The sequence below is a fragment of the Chitinophaga eiseniae genome, from assembly GCF_012641265.1.
Taxonomy (GTDB): Bacteria; Bacteroidota; Bacteroidia; order Chitinophagales; family Chitinophagaceae; genus Chitinophaga; species Chitinophaga eiseniae_A.
The window spans coordinates 736,115-749,912 of the sequence record NZ_JABAHZ010000001.1 but is presented as its reverse complement, the minus strand read 5'-3'; the positions used below and the strand labels follow the sequence as shown (position 1 = coordinate 749,912).

The 13,798-nt window shown below is 47.0% G+C and carries 14 protein-coding genes; 7 read left to right on the top strand and 7 right to left on the bottom strand.

Annotated features, from left to right (window positions below; translation table 11 throughout):
- Nucleotides 1-65: 65 nt before the first annotated feature.
- Together HGH91_RS02965 and HGH91_RS02960 are read right to left on the bottom strand one after the other, a co-directional pair.
- Entirely contained in the window at nt 66-821 is a 756-nt protein-coding gene (locus tag HGH91_RS02965) for an SGNH/GDSL hydrolase family protein (RefSeq protein ID WP_168736959.1), read from the bottom strand.
- Nucleotides 822-885: 64 nt separating this feature from the next.
- Nucleotides 886-2,244, bottom strand: coding sequence for an acyl-CoA dehydrogenase family protein (locus tag HGH91_RS02960; RefSeq protein ID WP_168736958.1), 1,359 nt, complete (start codon nt 2,242-2,244; stop codon nt 886-888).
- 354 nt (nt 2,245-2,598) lie between these two features.
- Here HGH91_RS02960 and HGH91_RS02955 point away from each other — a divergent pair, with 354 nt between their 5' ends.
- Both HGH91_RS02955 and HGH91_RS02950 read left to right on the top strand, forming a co-directional pair.
- A complete protein-coding gene (locus HGH91_RS02955) occupies nt 2,599-3,153 on the top strand; it encodes an RNA polymerase sigma-70 factor (protein WP_168736957.1) in 555 nt (184 codons plus the stop codon).
- Between the two features lie 56 nt (nt 3,154-3,209).
- Nucleotides 3,210-4,187 (top strand): FecR family protein, encoded by a 978-nt coding sequence (locus HGH91_RS02950; RefSeq protein WP_168736956.1) that lies wholly within the window; start codon nt 3,210-3,212, stop codon nt 4,185-4,187.
- Nucleotides 4,188-4,209: 22 nt separating this feature from the next.
- On the opposite strand, the gene HGH91_RS02945 is transcribed toward HGH91_RS02950, so the two are convergent.
- Entirely contained in the window at nt 4,210-4,389 is a 180-nt protein-coding gene (locus HGH91_RS02945) for a hypothetical protein (RefSeq protein WP_168736955.1), read from the bottom strand.
- Nucleotides 4,390-4,407: 18 nt separating this feature from the next.
- Here HGH91_RS02945 and HGH91_RS02940 point away from each other — a divergent pair, with 18 nt between their 5' ends.
- Together HGH91_RS02940 and HGH91_RS02935 are read left to right on the top strand one after the other, a co-directional pair.
- Nucleotides 4,408-6,825, top strand: coding sequence for a carboxypeptidase-like regulatory domain-containing protein (locus HGH91_RS02940; protein WP_168736954.1), 2,418 nt, complete (start codon nt 4,408-4,410; stop codon nt 6,823-6,825).
- A gap of 2 nt (nt 6,826-6,827) precedes the next feature.
- On the top strand, nt 6,828-7,859 hold the full coding sequence (locus HGH91_RS02935) for a DUF4249 family protein (RefSeq protein ID WP_168736953.1): 1,032 nt from the start codon (nt 6,828-6,830) through the stop codon (nt 7,857-7,859).
- Between the two features lie 63 nt (nt 7,860-7,922).
- Here HGH91_RS02935 and HGH91_RS02930 read toward each other — a convergent pair whose 3' ends face one another.
- Together HGH91_RS02930 and HGH91_RS02925 are read right to left on the bottom strand one after the other, a co-directional pair.
- Entirely contained in the window at nt 7,923-9,779 is a 1,857-nt protein-coding gene (locus HGH91_RS02930; protein ID WP_168736952.1) for a M1 family metallopeptidase, read from the bottom strand.
- A 64-nt stretch (nt 9,780-9,843) separates the two neighbouring features.
- Nucleotides 9,844-10,215 (bottom strand): hypothetical protein, encoded by a 372-nt coding sequence (locus tag HGH91_RS02925; RefSeq protein ID WP_168736951.1) that lies wholly within the window; start codon nt 10,213-10,215, stop codon nt 9,844-9,846.
- Between the two features lie 313 nt (nt 10,216-10,528).
- On the opposite strand from HGH91_RS02925, the gene HGH91_RS02920 reads away from it, so the two are divergent.
- Nucleotides 10,529-11,602, top strand: coding sequence for a ParM/StbA family protein (locus HGH91_RS02920; protein ID WP_168736950.1), 1,074 nt, complete (start codon nt 10,529-10,531; stop codon nt 11,600-11,602).
- Nucleotides 11,603-11,677: 75 nt separating this feature from the next.
- Entirely contained in the window at nt 11,678-12,085 is a 408-nt protein-coding gene (locus HGH91_RS02915; protein ID WP_168736949.1) for a polymer-forming cytoskeletal protein, read from the top strand.
- Between the two features lie 88 nt (nt 12,086-12,173).
- Here HGH91_RS02915 and HGH91_RS02910 read toward each other — a convergent pair whose 3' ends face one another.
- Nucleotides 12,174-12,404, bottom strand: coding sequence for a DUF3820 family protein (locus HGH91_RS02910; protein ID WP_211092181.1), 231 nt, complete (start codon nt 12,402-12,404; stop codon nt 12,174-12,176).
- 100 nt (nt 12,405-12,504) lie between these two features.
- Nucleotides 12,505-13,149, bottom strand: a complete 645-nt coding sequence (locus HGH91_RS02905; protein ID WP_168736948.1) for a DUF4136 domain-containing protein — start codon at nt 13,147-13,149, stop codon at nt 12,505-12,507.
- Nucleotides 13,150-13,360: 211 nt separating this feature from the next.
- On the opposite strand from HGH91_RS02905, the gene HGH91_RS02900 reads away from it, so the two are divergent.
- Complete coding sequence (locus HGH91_RS02900) at nt 13,361-13,750, top strand: hypothetical protein (protein ID WP_168736947.1); 390 nt, start codon at nt 13,361-13,363, stop codon at nt 13,748-13,750.
- Nucleotides 13,751-13,798: the final 48 nt, after the last annotated feature.

Genomic DNA, 13,798 nt, shown 5'->3' with positions numbered 1-13,798 from the left:
TTGCACCCCGTTGTCACTATTCAGTAGAAGTACTTAATCTTAAAAATCAGGGAAGAAGGAAACTGTTACTTTATACATTGCAGCCAGGCTTCCGCCATCAGCTGAGCACCCGCAACGGAGGGATGTACCCCATCCCCTGTCCAGTAAGCGCCGGGAGCCGATTGCAGGGCTTTATCGAAAATGGCCTGGTAGGGAATAAAAATGGCCTGATGCTTATCGGCTATTTCCTTCGCTGCAGCGCGGTATTCATCGAAAGCCGGGTACCATTTGTCGTCTACGGCGCTGACGCCTTTCACGGCAAAAGGCTCGCCGATGATCAGTTGTACGTCGGGCAGCTGCTGCCTGGTACGCTCCAGTAGCTTATTGTAATCGTCGCGATAGGTTTGAACTGTACCCTTATAATTATTGTTGAGCGTATGCCAATAATCGTTCACTCCTACGAGGATACTGAGCACATCGGGTTTTATTGCGAAACAGTCGCTATCCCAGCGTTCCGCCAGCTGGAAAACCTTATTTCCGCTGATGCCCTTATTATAAATTTTCAGGTTCTTGTCGGCGTTCTTGCGCAACAGCCCTGATGCTGCCATGAGGGCGTATCCGCTTCCTAATGCAGCGCTGTTGTTGGGTTCATTTTTATCTCTTTTTCGGCCGGCATCTGTGATAGAATCGCCCTGGAAAAGGATGATGCCTTCCTTTTTCAGCCCGATCTTTTTACTTTTTTCAACAGCAACGGCAGCGGTAACAATGTTGGGAATGCTAATAGTAGCCATACTTCCCAGCGAAACATTCCGGAGGAAGTTGCGGCGGTTAAATAAATTCATAATAGCAGTTCATTGAGTGAATAACGTGGTTTGTGGCGTTAAACTATAAAAAAGAATTCATATTTTATACGAATGCACTGGAGCCAGTAATCGCCCTTCCTACGATGAGGGAATTGATTTCCTTAGTACCCTCATAGGAATAAATAGCTTCCGCATCGGCTACAAAGCGGGCCACATTGTATTCCAGGAGAATGCCATTCCCTCCCATCACTTCACGGGCACGGCTTACTACATCACGGGTGCGGAGGGTACAGAACACCTTTGCCAGGGAAGCATGTTCATCCCGTAACTGGCCTGCATCCTGTATTTCAGAGAGACGGTACACCATGGTTTGCATGGCGGTGAGGTTAGACAACATTTCTACCAGGTGTCCCTGTATCAGTTGAAAAGCGGCGATGGGTTTTCCAAACTGTTTACGGGTACGGGTATACGCCAATGCGTTTTCATAGGCGCCGCGGGCGCAGCCCACTGCCTCCCAGGCCACGCCGGCGCGGGTCATTTGCAGTACTTTGGCGGTGTCTTTGAAAGAATTGGCCAGCTGGAGCCGGTCGGTCTCGGCCACCTGGCAATCTTTCAGCGTTATCAGCCCGTTCTGTACAATACGTAGCGCCATTTTATCATGTATTTTCTCTACGCTGAAACCGGGCGTATCTTTTCTCAACAAAAAACCTTTCACCTGGTTATCATCTACATCCCGGGCCCAGATAACGATTACGTCTGCAAAGGTGGCGTTGCCGATCCATTTTTTTTGCCCGTTCAGTACCCAGGTGTCCCCGCTCCGTTTAGCCGTTGTAGTGAGCCCTCCGGCGGCGGCGGAACCAACTTCCGGTTCAGTTAAACCGAAAGCGCCAATGATATTCAGCTGCTGCATGCCCGGCAGCCATTCCTGTTTCTGCGCTTCGGAACCCAGCATATAAATAGATCCCATAGCCAGCCCGCTCTGAACACCGAAGAAGGTAGCGATCGACGCATCTACGCGGGCCATTTCCATGGCAATGATACCCTCCATCAGGAAAGAGCGGTTCGGGCAGCCATAACCATTATAGGTAACACCACAGATATTCAGCTCACGGAATTTGGGAATGATTTCAAAAGGGAATTCGGCCTTCAGCCAGTATTCATTAACGATTGGCTGAATTTCCTTCTCCATGAATGCCCTTACTTTCAGCTGTAATGCCCGGTCTTCTTCATTCAGTCTGCCGGCGAGGTTGTAGAAGTCGCCGTCGATGGGCGGGAGTTCTTTCTTCTTACCGCTGCCGCCAAGTATTTTCATCAGGCCCTGTAACTGCTGATCGTTCATATGGGCTACCGATTCCATTACTTTGGGCAGGTCAACTTTTTCCGACAAGCGGGCCAGCATACCCAGGTCGATATGCTTCAACAGCAGGTAGGCATTTTTCAGTTTGGAGAAGGTTCCGGACATAGTACATGGTTTTGTATAAAAATACAAAATGTGCCGGGGACTAATTTACAAGTCCGTGCAATGGATTGCAAAAAATTTCAAAACAGCATCAGGAGAAGATAATATTATACAGGGAGAAGATAAAAAAGGGCTGCATAAGCGCCTATGCAACCCTGGTTTTAAAACACAACTAAAAAAAATTTCCTACAGACATATAGGCATAGGTGTTAGCTATACAACGCAGATAGAAGTAATTCCCTCTATCTCCGATTAAAAAAAAGTGCATTAAAAATCAGGGGAGCAAATATGTTTGTTTTCGAAAAGATAGTTACTTTCGCAGCGATCATTCACGCATATAAAATATCTGAAGGTTAAATGCTTACATCACCTTCTTACCAGGCTTACAAAGCGTTATTCGATTCACAATATAATGACTTATGTAACTACGCATTTAGTTTTCTGAAAGATGATGCTGCAGCAGAAGATGTAGTACAGGAGACATTTATCAGGCTTTGGGAAAAACATCGTGAGCTGATAAATATACCTAACATAAAGGCATACTTATTCCGGGCTGTCCGCAATAATTCTATTTCTGTACTACGCAGGCAAACCACAGAAGAAGCGGGCAACAAGGGATTTGAATGGATAATGGAGCACGCAGAAGATCCGGATGCCAGGGAGGTAGAAAATTCCAGGCCGTACTACGAACAACTGATATACGAAGCTATTGCCAATCTCCCACCACAATGTAAAGAGGTATTTACTTGTTGCCGGCTCCAGGGGATGACTCATCAGCAAACGGCCACTAAGCTGGGACTTTCCGCCAAAACTGTAGAAAATTATATGGGGCGGGCACTCAAATTACTAAGAAAATACCTGCAGCAATACGGATTACCGGCTGCCATTTTCTTTTTGTTAAAATTATTTTAACCTTTATAGAGGGATCGTCACACCCGAGCGTTATTTAAGTAGAGCACACCGTAACTATGGAGCATTTAGATACTTACCTACATGAACTTATAGCTAAGAAGTTATCCGGTCAATGTACTGAGGCAGAATCTGCAACTTTACAGGAATGGCTGGATAAGTCCCCCGAAAACCGGGCAGAATACGAAATTCTCGCCAAAATCTGGGGTGACAGCCCATCCGCTGCCATACCACCCCGTCAATATAATACTGCAGCTGCCTGGGAAAAGACCAACCAGGTTATTCAATCCAATACATCCAAAGTAAAATACCTGTATACTAAATATGCTGCTGCGGCCGCTATTTTAATTTTGCTCACTGTAGGGGCCTGGTGGCTGGAAAGCCGGTCTGGCTTGAAAAAACATGAGCTGGCCGCCAACGACGGCAGGATAAAAAGCCTGGAGTTACCTGATAAATCTACGGTTACCCTCCGCCAGGGCGCCCGCATCCGTTATATTAATGGCTATCATAATAATCAGCGGATCGTGGAACTGGAAGGAGAAGCTTTTTTTGAAATAGCCAGCGATCCATCCCACCCCTTCCTGGTAAAAACGCCTAACCAATCGGTGGTGGAGGTACTGGGTACTTCCTTTACCGTACAAACCGGGAAGGACAGCACAACGGTGGTAGTAGCATCCGGTAATGTAAAGCTGGGCGTGGAAGGTGATACCGCGTCCCTGGTGCTGGCCAGCGGCCAAAAAGGGACCTGGGGAAATGGACAATTATATGCCCGCAACAACAACAATCCCAACTTTATTGCCTGGAAAACAGGGATTTTGCAATTTAATGATCAGTCACTTCTTGAAATATTGCCACAATTAGCCGATTTTTACGCAAAAGATATCAGGATTGATGAAAAATACAGGGAAACGGCCGCGCAGCAAAAAGCTACGATAACGTTCCAGCATCAGTCCTGTGATGATGTTTTGCATGAATTACAACTATTGCTTGGGTTTAAATACCAACAGGAAGGCGACACTATCGTCATCAGCCAGTAGCTTATTAAACCAGTTTTTATATCTATGTTGTGCCGCTCTGCTGTTGCTGCCCGCCAGTCAATTGCGGGCGCAGACCGGAGGAAGTGATATTCTCGCGCGTCCCTATATCCCGCCATCCAAACAGGGCACCATCCTTTTTTATATACAGGATATCCAGAAAAGTACGGGGGTTAGTGTATCCTATAGTTCCAGCTTTCTTCATCTAAATAAAAAAGTTCAGTTGGCAGGAACCGAACGTACCACTGGCGCGGTATTAACAACCATCCTGCAGGGAACGGGCATACAGGCGGCCGCCCTGAACGGCAAAATATTCCTGCTCAGGGAAAGTTCCCAAACCCAGTACTACACCATCAGCGGCTTCGTAAAAGAAACGAATAGTAATGAGGCCATCATCGGCGCCTCTGTGTACGATCCGGTTACCAAAAAAGGTACGGAAACCAACTCTTATGGCTTTTACAGCCTGCAGGTACCGGATACCTGCCAGGGGGTGGTATTCTCACATATCAGTTACAAGCCCATATTTCAGCACCTGCCCCCTCCCGACGAGGGACAGCTGGACGTTCACCTGGAAACCAGGGGCATGCTGCAAACAGTGGTGGTTAACGGGGAAAAAGAGGAAGTCAACTCCCAGCCCGGGTTTATTAACATGCCCGTGGGCTATGTGTCCAATTTCCCGGCGTTACTGGGCGAAAAAGATGTGCTCAAGTCACTGCAGCTATACCCCGGCGCCAGCAGCTCCCTGGAAAGTAGCAGTAACCTGCTGATCAGGGGTGGCGCAGCAGATCAGAACCTGTACCTGCTCGACGGCGTGCCCCTCTATCATACCGGCCACCTGTTTGGCCTCTTTTCTATTTTCAATGGCGATGCGGTAAAAGACGTATCTCTTTACAAAGATGCTTTCCCGGCACGATATGGCGGGCGCCTGTCTTCCGTGGTAGATATCCGCACCAAGGATGGTAATATGAAAGAGTGGCATGGCAGTGTTACCGCCAGCCCCGTTTCCGCCAGCGCCTTACTGGAAGGACCTATTGTAAAAGATAAAAGCTCTGTATTACTGTCTGTCAGAAGATCCCTGGTAGATGCGTTGTACGGACAAACCTATCTCAAAGACTATGGCAAATATTATCTGTATGATGTCAACTTTAAACTCAACCAGGTCATCAACAATAAAAACCGGTTGTATGTGAGCTTTTATAAGGGACAGGATAAGATGTTTATCCAGAGTACCAACCCGGTGATACAGCTATTTGACGATTACAATTTTGACTGGAGCAATATTACGGCGGCCGTAAAATGGACCCGGGTAGTAAATCCCAGGGTGTTCTCCAATACCACCGCTACCTATAGCCGGTTTTACAACCTCTTTACCCAAAACTCTATTATTCCGCTTACGATCAACGACTCCCTGTTTGTAAAGGGTAAGGGCGTTTCGCGGATCCGGGATATTGCCGTGAGAAATGAAACAGAATATAATGTCAGCAACCGGCAACATATTTCGCTGGGAGGAGGTTATACATATCACAACTTTGCACCTACGGCCTATCATACCAATATTTCGGCAGGAGAAGCCGCAGTGCGGAAGGCGCCCATTTACTATATGTCGGAGGTAACGGCCTATGCAGAAGATGAGCTCAGCTTATTTAATGATAAGCTGATTGTGCGGCCTGGCCTGCATTTCGGGGCATTGATACAATCCTCGTCGTTTTATGCCAGCGCCCAGCCCCGGATCATGGTACGCTGGCAGCTGCCCCAGTCGCAATTCCTGCAGCTATCATTTGCTAAAATGACGCAGTTCGTGCATCAACTGACCACGCCTGTGATTAACCTGCCTACCGACCTGTGGGTACCCAGCACCGACAATATTAAACCAGAGCATGCTTTTTCCTATAGCCTCTCTTACCAACGGCAATGGAGCCATGACTGGCGGTTTAATGTAAACCTATACTATAAGCAACTGAAAGATATCGTTACCACCAACACCGTATTGAATATATTTGACAACTCTGATCTGTGGGAAAAGAAAGTGATTGCGGGTAATGGCTATAATTACGGGAGCGAAATTTTGCTGGAAAAAACACAGGGAAAACTCACCGGCGTATTTTCCTATACCCTTTCCTGGGCATGGCGGCAATTCGACCGCCTGAACGGAGGCAAAATGTTTCCCTACAAAGAAGATCGCCGGCACAATCTTTCCCTGGCGGTTAAATACCGGATCAATGAGAAATGGAACCTTTCCGCATCCTGGAAGTTTGCCAGTGGCGCGCCTTTCACGCTGCCAACGCAAATATTCCCGGACTTCGACTGGGCACGCAATATACAGGGATACCTGGATGAACGCTACTCTCCTTTTTCTACCTTCCAGGTCAACTACCTGCCTTACATAGCGCGATTAAATAACTATCGCCTCAACTCAGTACATCATCTCGACCTGGGCGCCAATCTTTTCCTGGGCAGTAAGCGGCGGTTCAAACATGTGATTTCAGGCGGTATTTACAATATCTACAACCGCAGCAATCCATTTATTGTGAGCTTTGATCAATTTTCTTACTTCGCATATGATAACGTGTACCCGTTACAGTTATATCAATATAGCCTGTTCAGGACGTTACCTTATCTGAGTTATACTTTCAAATTTTAATCATGAGATATCTCTTCTTCATATTACCCATGGCAGCCTGGTTGTTATTGACCGGATGCGAACGGCAGTTACCCCTGCCAGATAACCATGCCGCGCCGCGGGCGGTGGTATACAGTGAGCTGGTAGCCGGAGAGGTACCACAGGTGCTGGTAGGCAAAAGCAAGCCCGTAGCACCGGGTGTAGACAATGGATTTATACTGGTAAACAATGCTAAGGTAACGCTCATGGACAAAGGCGGACAAGTACTGGAGGAGTTGCCTTATGTGCCTGATACCACGCGTCCTATGAGTCTTTACCAGGGCAAGACGAAGCTGCTGGGCGGCAAAACGTATACCATGAAGGTAGAGGTTCCGGGACTACGACCTATTACTGTGCAGCCCCCTCCCACCATTCCTCCTCCGTTTAAGCTGGAGTTACTGGATACGGTGCGGACTTTGCTGAACGGGCGGCCCGTATTACGTTTTCATTTCACCGTTTATCCTTTGCCTGGCGTAAAGCAATACCTGGTAATGGAGGCGCTGAAACAAAGTGTAACGCTGGATACATCCTTTACCTGGCAGGGCGTGAGATACCGGAAAAGCGAAAATGAGGCGCTCTATAACCAGGTAAAAGATAAGCCAGGCATTAATATGAAAAAAGACAGCATCTTCCTGAATGACTTTCTGCGCATTCCCTGCTATACCCAGGATGAAAATGCAGACAATAACCAGGTTGGCGGATTGAATGAAAACTATAACAGCATCTTATTTACACAATCGGGGAAACCACTGACCACTTATTTTTATATCAATGCTACCGCGCTGAGTTCCAGCCCGGCAGAAGCCATTGCACCGGTGGGCCGGGTACAGGTATATGTAAAATCTGTTTCGAAAGAATACTATGATTTTCTGCTGACCTACGAAAAAGTAAAACGCAATCCCGGGTTAAACAGCCTTATTCAGGCCATACAACTCCGCAGTAATACGCAGGGAGGCCTTGGCATAGTGGGAGGCGTGAATCAGAAGCTCTACTCCCTGTATTATGATACGTTGTAAAAGATAGCTTATCAACGGCAAGGGGCCATGGTGTTGAAACCATGGCCCCTTGCCGTTGATGAATTATTTCAGCTCATACACGTTATCTGCTTTATTGATATCCGCTATCCAGGTACTTCCCAGGGTTACTTTTTTTATTTTTTTGGGAGAAGAAAATGTCAACGAAACTGTTTTGTTCCCCTTTTCCCAACAGGCAATGCTCCGGTGCAGCTTCAGGGTACTATTGTCTTCCAGCAGCACTGTCACATCTACCGGCACAGGTTTGGTGCCTTTCGATACTATCTCCACTACACCTTGTTTCCCTTTTTGCAACACTTTACCGATGGCCAGGTCGGGGTATCCATTATCAAAGAACCAGCTTTTCCAAAACCAGTTCATATTTCTGCCAGCGCCAGTGTTCATGCAATTAAAGAAGTCGTACGGCTGCGGATGTTTTCCGTGCCATTGTTCAATATAATAATGCAGTGCTTTCAGGAAAAGGCTATCACCCAGCATATCCTTCACATACAGGTATCCCAGTGCCGGCTTGGGATAGGAATTGGTTACATAAGCTTCCGTAAGTTGATTAGAAGGCGTGATAATGGGCAGATCAGCCGCTTTACCGGCAACGTAGTTATACGGCGCCATCCCATAATCGTCGATAATGGTGCTGTCGATGCAGGGTGAAATGATCCACTCCCCGATGGTAGCCCATCCTTCATCCATCCAGGCATACAGCGTTTCGTTGGTACCCATATAGAAAGGGAACATAGTATGAAATACTTCGTGGTCGGTCAGTTCAATGGCCTGCGCCTTATCGGTGAGCGGATTATCGTTTACCATCATGGGATATTCCATCTGATCGAGTCCATTAAACACCGTTTCATGGTTGTAAGGGAAAGGCCATTGGGGAAAGTAATGGCTCATTTTATCGACCGTTATGCGGGCATAGCGCACTACATCGAAGAAATCGGCGTGATTGGGATTAAACGCCACATCAACGCGGGTACGTCGTTTGGTTTGGTCATCTACCTGAACGCTGGTAGCATTCCAGCAATAGTGGTTACTGAGGGCAAACGCAAAATCAGGCACATTGGTAGCTTCGAAGCGCCAGGTGTTGGTATTGCGTTTAGGGCTGATATTGCCCACGCGGATATCGCTGGTATCTATCACCGCTACAATATCATTGCTCTTTTCGGCGGCAGCAATACGTTGCACATATTTATCAGCATATACTTCGCTGGGATTTTTGAGATCGCCGGTAGCCCACACCTGGTAGGCGCCGGGAACGGTAATGGCTACACGGAAATCGCTGAAGTCGTTATAAAACTCCAGCATGCCCATATAACTGATCATATCCCAGCCATTGATATCATCGTATACGGCTACACGTGGAAAGAAATAGGCAATAAAATAGGCGCCGGTATCGATGGAACCTGTGCGGATATGGGTATTTTCGTTCAGGATATAAGAGAAATCAAGATCAAATTTCACCGACTGCCCGGGATACAGTGCCGGGATATTCACGGGCATGTTAGTCCCTTTGGTGGGCGTTATCACGGGATTATCCTTTCCATTGATCTTCATATTTTTAATCACCACGCCATCCATCAGGTCATCTGCCGACACGGGCATATTTCTCACAGCTCCTTTCTGGAAGAGGTTGGGAAACAATTTAAAATTAGCGGAGTAAAGCGTATCCGGGCTGTTGTTGGTATATTGGATTGTTTCGGTGCCGGCTACCCGGTTGGTAGCTGGGTCGAAGTTGACCTGTATATCGTACCCCGCTTTATTCTGCCAGTATTTACTTCCGGGGGCGCCGCTATGACTGCGGGTTTGCCGGTCGTACGCCTTTTTGAATCCAAGTGGCATGTACAATGGGGTTTGCGCTATCACCTGGCTGGTGGCGGCCAGGAGTAAAAAAATGAAAACTTTCCTCATAAACAATTTAAAGCAGTAGCACCAAATGTAGGGAATAAACAGGAAACTGAGCCGCTGCCCCGGATCAATTTATATGGCCCGGCTGCCCGTGATGGGCAGTATCGGTGGGTAATGCAGGTGCCTGGGTAGAGTCGGCCCGAAGCGGTGCAGCCGTACTGTCCTTTATTGCGCTGGTGCTGTCTTTTCCGTGTCCGCCTTCACCCGGCAACGGAATGGTAGGGGCTGAACTCCTGCGCTTAGACGAGTACCCTGATGCCGTTCCTCGTTGTTGCATATCCTTCATTGTTTTTTTATCAAAGAGGTAACGGGGATGTTTTTCCGGCCGGAGCCCCCGGTCGAACTGCGCCTCTGCCCCTACTGCCGGCGCCTGGTAGATTTTTTGCGAGGAGTGACAGGAAAGTAATAACAAGACGGGCAACCATAGCAGCAGTTTCATATCAGCAGATTTGTGTAGTGGTAACCTTAGCTATCACTGCATTTTAATACAGTATACAGGTATGGGATGGGGACAGCTTAAAAACGTTGAAAAGCCGGGTTTTAGTATCCATTGATGCACGGAATGATACTGTCATCAGTACATACGAAATCTACGGGTATTTTGAAATTCGGAGATGCTGTATTAAATTTATCGTAAATTCACTGGTTGTCACCCCCTTATCCTAATATTTTATATCTTTAATTACTATTTCAATCCCGATGAAAACCCTCCTGCGGGAGAGTCACGGCCACAACGTTATTAACAAAGTACTATGAAAGTATCAACAACCAGCTTCCCAAGCGTTTTTGAGACCGCATTTGGAAACACCGAAAACTCAAGTAAAGACTTACTCAACGGATTAAAAATTAAAAAAGATGAAGCCTGGTACCTGGTAGGCAATCTCGCGAAGAGAGGCGGTATCAATCCGGGCAGGGTGACCAATGCCTCTCCTACGGAAGAAGATTACGAAATATTGTTTAAAGCGGCGTTGTTGAATACTATCGATAAGGTACAGCAGCCAATAGCCCTGACTCTTGGTTTTCCGTTTTCTACCTACAATATCTACAAAAATGCGGCGGAGCAGTTTTTAAGTAAAAGACATTTCCTGATCGACTACGATACCCAAACTTACAATACCAAGGGCTCATTTAAGAAAGCGATGTTTGATATTGAGAAGTATGAAGTCATCCCTGAAATTGTGGGTGGTATTATTGGTTTGAAGAAAACCATTAATGAACCACAGCTCGATAACTTCATCGCAGTGAGTTTTGGGTTTGGTACCATTGAAGGTGGTATGGCCACGGGCGATGGGCTGATTCACCGTACCTGCTTCAGTTCTCACGGTATCCGTTATGCGATCAACAATCTTACCCGTGAGCTCAACCAGAAACATTACCTGGAAATGAAGAATGAGCACCAGGTGGATGATGCCTTTATGAAAGGTTCTATCTTCACCAACCGCAAGCGCATAGATCTGCGCGATATGCGTAAGGGCGTGCTCACACAATATTATAAAGAAGTAGTATCGCCATTGATGCGCAGTTACTTTACCGACCTGGATTTTGAAACCTGTGAGAAAATTTATCTCATGGGCGGCGGCGCCCATTACCGGGAACTGACTGATGCTTTTGTAGAAGAGTTCCGTGACTTTATTCCTGTAGAAGTTGCGCCTGAACCAGAAAAACTCATGAGTATTGGTTATCTTTATAATTCATTAAGAATTTCAGATAACAAACCACAACGGAGTGTGGGCCTGGATCTCGGTAACTCCAGTTCTATTATTTCAACTTTTGAGGACCAGCTACAGCATACTCCTACTATAACACCTAATCCCATCACCCTCTAATTTGTACGTGTGATCAGTGTCAGACATCTATTCCGAAATATAATTGTCCCCGGAGCTTTTCGTATTCCTAAAACCGTGTCCGTCAACGGCAGCATTGACGCTTCTGTTTCGGGCCGAATCGACGGTAATGTGAGGGGCGATGTAAAAACCACCGGTAAGCTGGTGGTAAGTGAAACGGCAAGCATTCGTGGCCATATATATGCTACCGACCTGGTAGTACAAGGAAAAGTGTATGGCGATGTTTACATCAGCAACAAAGCACATATCAGCAATAAAGCCCTGGTAAAGGGCGACGTAAATGCCATGGTGCTGGAAATAGAAGAAGGTGCTGTGGTAGAAGGCGCCATCCGCAAAAATGTAATGCCGGCTCCTAAAGCTGTTTCTGAGCTGCCTGCAGAGGCAGCCGTGGCGCAAACTGTCACTGCTCCTGCTGATGCAGCCGGACCAGTAGAAGAGGAAGAACAAAATACCAGTTGGTTCTGATATCTCTCCAATCATATTTTATTAAAAACGGCTGTTTCTCATTGGAAACAGCCGTTTTGCTTATATCGTAAGTCTGTAGACGTCTACCCTATCTTTTGTTCTTCAACGGGTCCAACAAAGCGGAAAGCCCGTTCATTTTAATAACCAGCATTGTTTCCAGCAGCATGCCCAGTTTGCCCTGGGGAAAGCCCTTTCGCTGAAACCATTCCAGGTAGCTAACGGGGAGGTCGCAAAGCACTACGTCTTTATATTTCCCGAAAGGCATCTTCATCACGACAAGTTGTTTCAGCAGCTCCGGGTTGGGTGTGGTCATTTCCATACAGGCCAGTTTATCATTAATGCGACAAATGTAAATTATAAATCCGTTTTCACCAGCTTCCGTTGCGCGCAATCATACCTGCTACGATAATAGTCGCTGATTATCTTTTCAGCAACCCGGCATTCTCCAGGGCAGTAGATACCTGTGTGGCATACGATTTCGCGAAAGATTCGAGGCTATTGGGATTGTATGTTTCAGACTGGCCAGACCATACCAGCTTGCCGTCCTGGGTTAGATCATACAGGTTGCTTTCCAGGAAATAGGTTTTATCGGTAGTATAATATCCGGGAGAATAAGCGCTGCCCCACATATAACCATAATAGCCCCAGAAACGGCCATAGTAGCCAAATGCAGGATAAGGTGCATAGCCCATAGAACCCGGTACATATCTTCTTTCAGACTCTTTATTCACCAATGATACCGTAAGTACGGAAGTATAGCCAGCGGCTCTCATTCGTTCTCCGGCGGCTGTTTTATCGGCTTCACGGGTAGGATCAAATTTAGGCGGAAAAATGTCGGCGCCCCGTCCGGCCACGATTCCGCGTTTCTGCAGCGCTTCTGCCAACCTTGATTCAACCATTTGCTGGGCAGCCATGTTGGAAGTGAGCGCTGCTACCACCATGTTATGAAACCCGGAAGAGGGCGCCTCCGGCGCTTTCCAGGTACCGGTCATATGCACCGTAGTACCACAGGCTCCTAACAGTAATATTGCAGCAAGCATCGCTGACAAAAGGATTGATTTCATAGCTGTAATGTTTTAGTGGAACCTAATGGGTTACATAATGACAACACTTACCGGCCTGAAAAGTTTAACCGGCCGGTGAATGCATATGTTCCGGGAGCTTTCATCTTTTACCGGCGATAATCCTGCTTTTGCCGTAAAATGGTGGTAGCCCGCCAGTAGCGTATTTCCTGGCTTTTATGTGTGGGATACATTTGTATAAAAATCGCTGCAAATGCTGGCCACTGCTACCTTCCAGGTTCTTCTCCATCTGCTCACAACGGGTTTCCCGATGTTGTTGCTACACCTCATTTATCATCATGCGACCAGTGCGCCTAGCTTATTTCCTTTTAACCAGGTCCGGCATATGGGTTTACAGGAGCGGCTGGCGGATATCGTAATAGCAGCTGTATTGTTGTTGCTCCCACTGCCGGCGATACTGGCGCATAGCCGGTTATGGCAGTATACCTGTTATTGTTTGCGAAGCTTTACGCTGGTAGAAGAATGGCATACCTGGAGGGAGCTGTATCAATGGAATTCTGAAAAAGCCTGGATGGCCACTGCCACTTTAACTGTAAAAGGTAGCTGTAGGCCGGCTTTCCTGCTTACGCCCGGGAGCCAATAAATTTCCGCCCAGATGATTTTTGCGATTATTTCAAAAAAATACCTATTT